The 9,815-nt window shown below is 75.7% G+C and carries 9 protein-coding genes; 4 read left to right on the top strand and 5 right to left on the bottom strand.

Going from position 1 to position 9,815, the window contains the following annotated elements; all coding sequences use genetic code 11:
- Positions 1-315: 315 nt before the first annotated feature.
- Positions 316-1,320, top strand: a complete 1,005-nt coding sequence (locus ACFVXH_RS15165; RefSeq protein WP_375874896.1) for a glycosyltransferase family 2 protein — start codon at positions 316-318, stop codon at positions 1,318-1,320.
- Between the two features lie 99 nt (positions 1,321-1,419).
- Positions 1,420-4,311 (top strand): FAD-binding and (Fe-S)-binding domain-containing protein, encoded by a 2,892-nt coding sequence (locus tag ACFVXH_RS15160; protein WP_387823556.1) that lies wholly within the window; start codon positions 1,420-1,422, stop codon positions 4,309-4,311.
- Here ACFVXH_RS15160 and ACFVXH_RS15155 read toward each other — a convergent pair.
- Together ACFVXH_RS15155 and ACFVXH_RS15150 are read right to left on the bottom strand one after the other, a co-directional pair.
- Positions 4,302-4,814 (bottom strand): hypothetical protein, encoded by a 513-nt coding sequence (locus tag ACFVXH_RS15155; protein WP_387823553.1) that lies wholly within the window; start codon positions 4,812-4,814, stop codon positions 4,302-4,304. The genes ACFVXH_RS15160 and ACFVXH_RS15155 overlap by 10 nt on opposite strands.
- Positions 4,815-4,856: 42 nt before the next feature.
- A complete protein-coding gene (locus ACFVXH_RS15150) occupies positions 4,857-5,360 on the bottom strand; it encodes a DUF1453 domain-containing protein (RefSeq protein WP_074005182.1) in 504 nt (167 codons plus the stop codon).
- A gap of 74 nt (positions 5,361-5,434) precedes the next feature.
- Here ACFVXH_RS15150 and ACFVXH_RS15145 point away from each other — a divergent pair, with 74 nt between their 5' ends.
- A complete protein-coding gene (locus tag ACFVXH_RS15145; protein ID WP_387823550.1) occupies positions 5,435-6,058 on the top strand; it encodes a TetR/AcrR family transcriptional regulator in 624 nt (207 codons plus the stop codon).
- 189 nt (positions 6,059-6,247) lie between these two features.
- Here the strand turns inward: ACFVXH_RS15145 and ACFVXH_RS15140 are convergent, their stop codons facing one another.
- Entirely contained in the window at positions 6,248-6,697 is a 450-nt protein-coding gene (locus ACFVXH_RS15140) for a CBS domain-containing protein (protein WP_049657806.1), read from the bottom strand.
- A gap of 82 nt (positions 6,698-6,779) precedes the next feature.
- Positions 6,780-7,772, bottom strand: coding sequence for a slipin family protein (locus tag ACFVXH_RS15135; protein ID WP_387823546.1), 993 nt, complete (start codon positions 7,770-7,772; stop codon positions 6,780-6,782).
- Positions 7,773-7,927: 155 nt separating this feature from the next.
- Between ACFVXH_RS15135 and ACFVXH_RS15130 the strand changes: the two genes are divergently transcribed.
- The gene (locus tag ACFVXH_RS15130) at positions 7,928-8,740 is read left to right on the top strand and encodes a uracil-DNA glycosylase (RefSeq protein ID WP_387823543.1); all 813 of its coding nucleotides are present in this window, start codon (positions 7,928-7,930) and stop codon (positions 8,738-8,740) included.
- 115 nt (positions 8,741-8,855) lie between these two features.
- Here the strand turns inward: ACFVXH_RS15130 and ACFVXH_RS15125 are convergent, their stop codons facing one another.
- On the bottom strand, positions 8,856-9,734 hold the full coding sequence (locus ACFVXH_RS15125; protein WP_387823540.1) for a CHAD domain-containing protein: 879 nt from the start codon (positions 9,732-9,734) through the stop codon (positions 8,856-8,858).
- Positions 9,735-9,815 lie beyond the last annotated feature (81 nt).

The following is a 9,815-nucleotide window of genomic DNA, read 5'->3' as shown; positions in this document are numbered from 1 at the left end:
AGTTGCCTGCGCGTCACATCCAACAGTCCTACCGGGTTCTGCCCCAGAGCGGGGCAGAACCCGAAGATTGATCACAACATCACACAGGCCCTAGGCCGATCGGCCACCCGGGGCCCGCGACGCACCGCGCGTCGCGGGCCCCGGCGCGCATCACCCCAGGTCGGAAGCCGGGCCGGGACCCGGGCCGGGCGTGGACACGTCCGGAAGGCGGCGTGAAGATCTGGCGCACACTCGTACGGTTTGCCACTGATTGATCGGAATTACGGACCGTCAGGGCTTTGCCACGGTTCGCGAGCCCTCTTACGCTCCGGCGTCATGCCCTCACCCCTGATCAGCGTCGTGCTCCCCGCCTACGACCGGCACGAACAGCTCGCCGACTGCCTGGACTCGCTGCTCGCCCAGTCCCTGGCCGACGTCGAGGTGATCGTGGTCGCCGACCGCTCCCCCGAGACCGCGGGCGGGCTCGCCGACGCGTACGCCGCCCGGCACCCGCAGGTGTCGGTGCTGCACCTGAACGCCGCGGTCGGGGTCGGGGCGAGCCGGAACGCGGGCGCGGCGCGGGCCACCGGCGAGTACCTGCTGTTCCTGGACGCCGACCACCTGCTGCCCCGGGACGCGCTGCGCACGCTCGCCGACCGGCTCCGGCAGACCGGCCCGGTGGACGTGCTGCTGTTCGGCCACTCCCGCCGGCACCAGGACCGGGACTGGCCGGGCGGGGCCGAGGCGCTGCTCGCCGAGGCCGGGCCCGAGCCGTTCGCCCCCTTCGACCGGCCCGCGCTGTTCGGCGCGCCGCCGCTGGCCTGGGACCGGCTGGTCCGCCGCGGCCACTGGGCCGAGCTGGGCCTGGCCTTCCCTCCCGGCCGCTACGAGGAGGTCCCGGTGGCGCACGCGGCGCTGCTCGGCGCCCGGACGGCCGCCGTGCTGGCCCGCGAGTGCGTCCAGCTCCGCCGCCGGGAGACCGTCCATCCGGCGGGCGGCCCGGGCAGCAGCGTCTTCGACCTGTTCGAGCAGTACGAGCGCAGCTTCGCCCTGCTGGAGGACCAGCCGCACCTGTACGCGGTGCGCGAGGCGCTGTTCGTCCGGATGATCCGGCACTACCTGTTCGTCTTCGACCTGGCCGGCTGCGTCACCCGCGCCGAGCGGCCGCAGTTCTTCCACCGCGCCGCCGAGCACCACCGCCGCTTCCAGCCGCCCGGCCACCGCCGGCCGGGCGGCCGCGAGGGGATCAAGTTCTCGCTGCTGGCGGGCGGCGCGTACCCGGCCTTCGAGGTGGCCAAGCTCTCCCACATCGCGCGCGGCACGCTCACCGGGCGGAAGTAGCCGGGGCACCCCCACCCGGGTGAGCCGGGCGCCGCGCCCGGTACCGGTGCGGCGGCGCGGCTGCGATCATCGGCGGAGCCGTACTCCTGGGAGGTCCTGGTGAGCCGTCCGTCCGCCGTCCCCGGGGCCGAGTTGGCCCGTGAGCTGGCCGCGGTGCTGCGCGGGGAGGTCCGCTTCGGCGCCGCCGAGCGCACCGTCTACAGCCAGGACGCCTCCAACTACCGGCAGTTGCCGCTCGGCGTGGTCAAGCCGGCCGACCTCGACGACGTGCGCACCGCGCTGGCGCTCTGCCGTGCCCACCGGGTGCCGGTGGTGGCGCGCGGGGCCGGGACGAGCATCGGCGGGCAGGCGATCGGCCCGGGCGCGGTGGTGCTGGACTTCCGCCGCCACCTCGGCGCGGTGCTGGAGATCGATCCGGGGGCCCGCACCGCGCGCGTCCAGCCCGGCACCGTGCTGGACGACCTCCAGCGCGCCGCCAGGCCGTACGGGCTGCGCTTCGGGCCCGACCCGTCCACGCACAGCCGGTGCACCCTCGGCGGCATGATCGGCAACGACTCCTGCGGCTCCCACTCGCTCGCCTGGGGGCGCACCGCCGACAACGTCGAGCGGCTGGAGCTGCTGCTCGCGGACGGCACCGAGCTGACCGTCGGCGGGCGGCTCACCCCCGCGGAGCGCGCCGCGCTCGCCGCGCTGCCCGGCCGGGTCGGCCAACTCCACACCGGACTGCAGGAGTTCACCGACCGCAACCTCGCCGCCATCCGGCAGGGCATGCCGCGGCTGCCCCGCCGCACCTCCGGCTACCCGCTGGACGCGCTGCTGCCCGAGCAGGGCCACGACCTGGCCCGGGCGCTCACCGGCACCGAGGGCACCTGCGCGCTGCTGCTCGGCGCCACCGTCCGCCTGGTCGAGGACCCGCCGGCCCGGGCCCTGGTGGTGGCCGGCTACCCCGACGAGGGCGCCGCCGCCGACGCCGTCCCGGCGCTGCTGCCGTACGGTCCGCTGACCGCCGAGGGCATGGCGGCCGACCTGATCGCCGCGCTGCTCGCCGCCGGGCCCCGCCCGCCCGCGCTGGACCGGCTGCCCGCCGGCGAGTGCTGGCTGTTCCTGGAGACCGGCGGCGACACCCCGCGGGCCGCCTACCAGGCCGCCCGCCGGCTCGCCGACGCGGTGAAGCGCGAGCGCTCGGCCACTGTCGCCCTGGTCACCGACCCGGTCGAGCAGCGCCAGCTGTGGGCCGTCCGGGAGGCCGGCGCGGGGATCGTCACCCGGCTGCCCGGCGGCGGCGAGGCCTGGCCCGGCTGGGAGGACTCCGCCGTCCCGCCCGAGCGGCTCGGCGACTACCTGCGGGCCCTGCGCGCCCTGCTGCGCCGGCACAGCCTGCACGGCGTCCCGTACGGGCACTTCGGCGACGGCTGCGTGCACCTGCGGATCGACTTCCCGCTGGACGAGCCCCAAGGGGTGCTGGTCTTCCGGGAGTTCCTGGAGCAGGCGGCCGATCTGGCGGTCTCGTACGGCGGTTCGCTCTCCGGCGAGCACGGCGACGGGCAGGCCCGCTCGGAGCTGCTGCCGCGCATGTACCCGCCCGAAATCATCGGCCTGTTCGGGGAGTTCAAGCGGATCTGGGACCCGGAGAACCTGCTCAACCCGGGCGCGCTGGTCGACCCGCGCCCGCTCGACGCCGACCTGCGCTTCGTCACGGCCCCGCGCCGCACGCTGCCGCTGGCCCTCCCGTACGAGCAGGACGGCGGCAGCCTGGTGAAGGCGGTTCACCGCTGCGTGGGCGTCGCCAAGTGCGTGGCCCCGGGCAGCGGGGTGATGTGCCCGAGCTACCTGGCCACCGGCGAGGAGCGGCACTCCACCCGGGGGCGGGCCCGGCTGCTCGCCGAGATGCTGCGGGGGGACGCGATCCCGGACGGCTGGCGCTCGGAGGAGGTGCGGGAGGCGCTGGACCTCTGCCTGAGCTGCAAGGGCTGCGCGAGCGACTGCCCCGTCCACGTCGACATGGCGACCTACAAGTCCGAATTCCTGTACCAGCACTACCGGCGCCGGCCGCGCCCGCTCGCGCACTACTCGATGGGCTGGCTGCCGCTCTGGCTGCGGGCCGCCTCGCTCGCGCCCGGGGCCGCCAACACCCTCGCCCGTTCCCGGGCCGGGGGGCTGCTCAAGCGGCTCGGCGGGATCGACCGGCGCCGGGTGCTGCCGGTCCTCCCGCCGGAGACCTTCACCGCGTGGTACCGGCGGCACCGCGCCACCCACCCGGCCCCGGCGGGCGCCCGGCCGGTGCTGCTGTGGCCGGACACCTTCTCCGACCGCCTCCAGCCGAACGTGCCGCGCTCGGCCGTCGAGGTGCTGGAACACCTGGGCTTCGACGTCCGGCTGCCCTCGGGCCCGGTCTGCTGCGGCCTCACCTGGTACTCCACCGGCCAACTCGGCACCGCACGAAGGGTGCTGCGGCGCAGCCTGCGGGCGCTGGACGGAGCTGGGGTCCAGGCCGACACCCCCGTGATCGGCCTGGACCCCAGCTGCACCGCGACCCTGCGCGAGGAACTGCCCCGGCTGCTCGGCGCGGAGGGCCGCCCGCTCGCCGACCGCACCCGCACCTTCGCCGAGTTCCTCGACGAGTTCGCCCCGGACGCCCCGCTCCCCCGGATCCCGCTGGACGCCGTCACCCAGACCCACTGCCACCAGCACGCGGTGCTCGGCAGCGCCGCCGACCGCCGGCTGGAGGCCCGGCTCGGCCTGAACAACCGGGTGCTGGACGCCGGTTGCTGCGGCCTGGCGGGCAACTTCGGCTTCGAGCGGGGCCACTTCGAGGTGTCCGAGGCCATCGCGGAGCGGGTGCTGCTGCCGGGGCTCCGGGCCGCCGGGCCGCCGGCGGTGGTCCTGGCGGACGGCTTCAGCTGCCGCACCCAGATCGCCCAACTCGCGGACGGGCGGCGGGCCCTGCACCTCGCGGAGCTGATCGCCCGGGAACTGCGGGATCAGTCCTGACGGTGCGCCGCGAGGAAGGCCCCGGCGTGGGCCGCGGCCTCCTCCCTGGTTCGGTGGCCTGCCGCCGCCCCACCGGTGGCGCCGTCCGCGCCGGTGGCCGTCCAGCGCCAGCCGCCGGCGGCCTCGTCCTCCGCCAACTCGGCTGTTCCACCGAACAGTTCGAGCAGCCCGGGCCGCGCCGCCGGACGGCTGACGGCCTCCGGCCACTTCTTCCGGGCGCCCTGCCGGGTGATGCCCCAGGCGGCACCGAGCCGCTCGTAACTGGCGCCGTAGGAACCCGCGGTGGCGGCCGCGCCCGCGGTGAGCAGCTTGACCTCGGCGTCCACCAGCTTCCAGGCGGACAGGACGGAGAGGGCGACCTCGACCGGCTCGGCGTTCCACATCCGTTCCGCGGGCAGGCCCGTCGCGCGGGCGCGCACGGCGGCGGCGAGGGGGTCGAGCGCGTCGAGGAGGGCCTTGGCCAGCGCGGCCCGCTCCTCCGGAGTGATCTCCACGGTCGTCATGATGACAACTGTAGTTAACGAACTCGTCCACGACAACCATAGTTACCGGCCGAACCGGTCCAGCGGGCTCGCACCCCGCTTCTCCGGCGCGAACGGCGTGCCCGAGGAGAGCGCCCGGAAGCCCACCACCAGCGCCTCCCCCAGGAAGCCCACCCCGATCGACAGCTGGATCGGACGGGCGTCCGCGGCCAGGCCGAAGTGCGCGGCGAGCGCGGCGAAACCGGCCATCAGGGCCAGCGACACCGCCGCGACCAGGAAGGTCCGCCCGGTGTAGCGCTGCCACAGCACGCCCTCCCGCTCGTAGACCCGGATGGTGGCGCCGCGCACCGCCCCCAGCGCGACGCCGAGCCCGGCGCCCGCCGCGATCCAGCCGTAGTCGGCCGCGCCGAGCCCGTGCTTCTGGGCGAGCGCCCACACGCCGAGGGCGGTGAGCACCACCGGCGGCGCGAAGAGGTCCCGGGCGTTGAGCGGTTCGCCGCGCAGCCGCCGGATCACCACCACCACGACCACGACGGCGATCAGCCCCGCGTGCACCCAGCCGTTCATTCCTGCCTCCCCGAATTTTTGTAGCTCGACCGTGCTAAATCAGCAATTTAGCTCGCTCGTGCTATAACGGCAACATGCCGAAGATCGTCGACCCCGCCGAACGCCGCCAGGCCGTCGCCGACGCCGTCCTGCGCGTCGCGGCCCGGGAGGGACTGGAGCACGCCTCCCTGCGCAACGTCGCTGAGGAGGCCGGACTGGCCGTCGGCTCGGTGCGGCACTACTTCGCCGGCAGCTCCGAGCTGATGATCTTCGCGATGCGCGAGCTGGCCCGGCGGATCGAGGCCCGCATCCGCGCCCACGCCGCCGCCCTGCTCGACCCGGCCGCCGTCGGCACCGACCGGCGCGAACGGACCGTCCGACTGCTCGCCGAGACCCTCCCGCTGGACGCCGGGCGCCGGGAGGAGTCCGCGCTCTGGCTCTCCTTCGTCACCGCCGCCCGCACCCGGCCCGACCTGCGGCCCCGCGCCGTCGAGATGCAGACCGGACTCGACGACCTGGTCCGACGCGTCCTCGCCGAGTCCCGACGCGCCGGCGGCCTGGCCCCCGGCCTCGACCTCGACCTCGAGACCCGCCGGCTCTCCGCCCTGCTGGACGGCCTCACCCTCCAAGCCGTCCAGCACCCCGACCTGGTCGGCCCGGACGAGCTCCGCGCGGTGCTGCGCCGCCACCTCGACACCCTGGCCGCCCCCGCCTCCTGAGACCGCGCCAACACCCCCGAGAACGCCGAGGGCACCGCGGTCGCCGACGGCACGGAGAGCACCGACGGCACCGGGCCCCCGCCGCCCACGCCACCTCCGTCTACGCCCTGGGGTGACCGGACCGGCACGACTGCGGCCCCCGCCCGTCCGTCGGCGGGGGCCGCAACCCGCGTACGCGCGGCGGGGGTGTCAGCCCTGGGCCGCCCCCGCGGGCGCCTCCTCCGCGCAGACCGCCGAGACGAACTCGGCGACCCGCGCCTGCGGCAGCCCGCGCGCGATGTCCGCCTCGCTGATCATGCCGACCAGCTTGTGCTCCGGGTGGTTGATCACCGGCAGCCGGCGCACCTGGTACTGCTCCATCACCCGCAGCACCTGCTCGCAGTCCTCGTCCGCCTCCACCGTCATCGGCCGCCCCTGCGCCAGCTCGCCCGCCGTCACCGACGCCGGGTCGCGGTCCTCGGCGACGCAGCGCAGCACGATGTCGCGGTCGGTCACGATCCCCAGCAGCTTGTCGCCCGGCCCGCAGATCGGCAGGGCGCCCACATGGCGTTCCCGCATGATCCGGGCGGCGGCCGCGAGCGTCTCGTGCTCACGGATGCACTCCGCGCCCGGGTGCATGATGTCGCTGGCTCTGGTCATGGTCCGCCTCCTGACCTGGCTTCCCGTTCCCCTCGTCCATCGTGGTCCGGGCGGATGGCCGACGCCACCGGGGCCGACCCGCTCACTCCGCTCCGTCCGGCCCGGCGGGGCCGCCGCGCCCGGCCCGGCCGTCCGGCGACTCCGGACGATCCAGCGGCGACTGCTCCAACACCTCTTCCAGGGGCGGGAGTTCATGCCTGGGCGGCTCCGGCTCCAGCCCCTCCTCCGGGATCTCGCCGCTCTCCACCGCCTCCTCCACGGCCTTCGCCCCGGCCGCGACCGCCGCCGCCGTCAGCAGGTTCCGCTGCTGGACCTCCGTGGCACTGTCCAGGAAGCGCAGCAGCTCCACCGGGAAGGGCAGCACCAGCGTCGAGTTCTTCTCCGCCGCCACCTCCACCACGGTCTGCAACAGCCGCAGTTGCAGTGCGGCCGGAGTCGCGCTCATCACGGCCGCGGCGTCCGACAGCCGCTGCGAGGCCTGGTACTCGCCGTCCGCCGTGATGATCCGGGCCCGCCGCTCCCGCTCGGCCTCCGCCTGCCGCGCGATCGAGCGCTTCATCGACTCCGGCAGCGCGACGTCCTTGATCTCCACCCGGTCGATCTCGATGCCCCAGCCCAGCGCCGGGCTGTCGATCATCAACTCCAGCCCCTGGTTGATCGGTTCCCGGTTGGCCAGCAGGTCGTCCAGCTCGCTCTTGCCGATGATCGAGCGCAGCGAGGTCTGCGCGACCTGGGAGATCGCGAAGTTGTAGTCCTGCACGTTGACGGTGGCCTTCACCGGGTCCACCACCCGGTAGTAGACCACCGCGTCCACCCGTACGGTCACGTTGTCGCGGGTGATGCCCTCCTGCGCCGGGATCGGCATCGTCACGATCTGCACGTTGACCCTGCGCAGCCGGTCCGCGACCGGCATCAGCGCCACCAGCCCGGGCTCGCGCACCTCCTCGCGCACCTTCCCGAAGCGGAACACCACGCCCTTCTGGAACTGCTGGACGACCCTGATGCTCAGGCCCGCACAGATCACCCCGAGCCCGGCCAGCCCCCCGAGCGCACCCAGCACCGCATCGACGATCATCGCGGCCTCCTCGCGACCGGCGCACTGCGCGCACACCGGCGTCTCCGGCCGCCGCCGACCCGGACCGGCCGGGGACCGCCGGAGCAACTGATTCCACGCTACGCCTGCCCGGACGACGCCGGTACGAACGTCCCGCTCCCCCTAGGATCCTGACCATGCCGACCGAGGCCGCACCCTCCTCCCCCACCGCCGACCCCTCCGACCAGGCCGCCGACGACCCCGAGCACCCCCGGCACCCCGCCGAGGCGGCCGCCCGGGCCGCCGGACTCGCCGCGCTGGACCGCGTCGTCACCGGCTGCCGGGCCTGCCCGCGCCTGGTCGCGTGGCGCGAGGAGACCGCCCGCACCAAGCGCCGCGCCTACCAGGACCAGGACTACTGGGCCCGCCCGATCCCCGGCTTCGGCCCGCCGGACGCCCCGCTCGTCCTGGTCGGCCTCGCCCCCGCCGCCCACGGCGCCAACCGCACCGGCCGGATCTTCACCGGCGACCCCTCCGGCGACCTGCTCTACGCCGCCCTGTACGAGCTCGGGCTCGCCAACCGCCCCGAGTCCGTCCGCTACGGCGACGGCCTGGAACTGTCCGGCGTCCGGATCACCGACCCGGTCCGCTGCGCCCCGCCGGACAACAAGCCCAGCACCGCGGAACGCGACACCTGCCGCCCCTGGATCACCCGGGAGCTGGAGCTGATGCGCCCCACCGTGCGCACCGTCGTCGCCCTCGGCGGCTTCGCCTGGCAGGCGATGCTGCCGGTGATCGCGGACGCCGGCTGGCGGCTCCCCCGCCCCCGCCCCGCCTTCGGCCACGCCGCCGTGGCCGCCTTCCCGGCCCGCGACGGCGGCCCGGACCTGCGGATGTACGGCTGCTACCACGTGAGCCCGCGCAACACGAACACCGGCCGGCTGACCACCGCGATGCTCCGGGACCTGCTGCGCGAAGCCGCCCGCTCGGCGGGGCTCGACCCCCGGTAGGGCGCGGCGGAGCGGGCCGGTCGGTCGAACCGGTGAGTGGCCGTGATCCCGCCGTCCACCGGCAGCGTGACGCCCGCGACGTACGAGGCCCGGTCGCGCAGCGGCCAGGCCGCCGCTACCCGAAGCGGGCCAGCTTCCGTCTGCCCGCCGGCCGCCAGACCTCCGGCAGCCGGTGCCGGGCGGCCTCCTCCGCGGCCAGCTGGCGGCCGTAGAGGACGCCGTAGCCGAAGGGCTCGCCGCCGCTCGCCGCGTGGGCGGCGAGGGTGCTCGCGGCGACCACCGCGTCCTGGTGCTCGCCCAGCACCTCCTGGACGGCCTTCATCCGCTGGGTGTAGCGCTCGGCCCGGGCGCCGACGGCCGGGGCGGCGGTCTCGCCTGCGTACCGGGCGCGCTTGGCCGCCTTGCGGGCCGCGTGGAGGGCGAGGTCCCGTTCCCCGGGGGCGGCGGCGAGGGCGGCGCGGACGCGTTCGGCGGTGCGGTCCTGTTCGCGGGCGGCGATCCGGGAGAGCTCCGGGACGGCACCGCGGGCGGCGCGCGGGAGCAGCGGCGGGTCGGCGAGGAGGGTGGCGAGGGCCTGGCCGAGGGCCCGGCGGCGGGGGCTGTCGAGGGCGGCGACGACCTCCGGCCAGATCTGCCGGTACTCGGTCTCGCCCCACCGCTCCAGCGCGGCGGCGACCCGCTGCGGCCCGCATTCGGCGGGCAGCTCGCGGGCCTCGGCGGCGAGCCGTTCGGCCAGCACCTCGCGGTCCCGCGCCCCGCCGAGCGCGGCGGCGAGCCAGCGCAGCTCGGCGACCAGCTCGTCGGTGGTGCCGGGGGCGAACAGCCGCCGGAAGGTCCGCAGGGCGCTGCGCAGCCGCCGGCAGGCGACCCGCATCCGGTGCACGGCGTCCGGTTCGTCGGCCCGGACGGCCTCGTCCAGGCCGGCCAGCACCACGGCCTGCGCCTCGATGCGGGCCAGCAGCACCTGTCCCACCGTGGTCTCGGGTTTCGCCATGCGCGCTCGCCCCCTCGTCGGGTCAGCGGGAACGCCTTCCAGGCTAATGCGGCCGCGGCTGCTGTCGACCCGACGGGCGAC

This window comes from Kitasatospora sp. NPDC058184, from assembly GCF_042883725.1.
Taxonomy (GTDB): Bacteria; Actinomycetota; Actinomycetes; order Streptomycetales; family Streptomycetaceae; genus Kitasatospora.
Note: the sequence above shows the minus strand (reverse complement) of the source record. Positions and strands in the feature narration are given on the sequence as shown.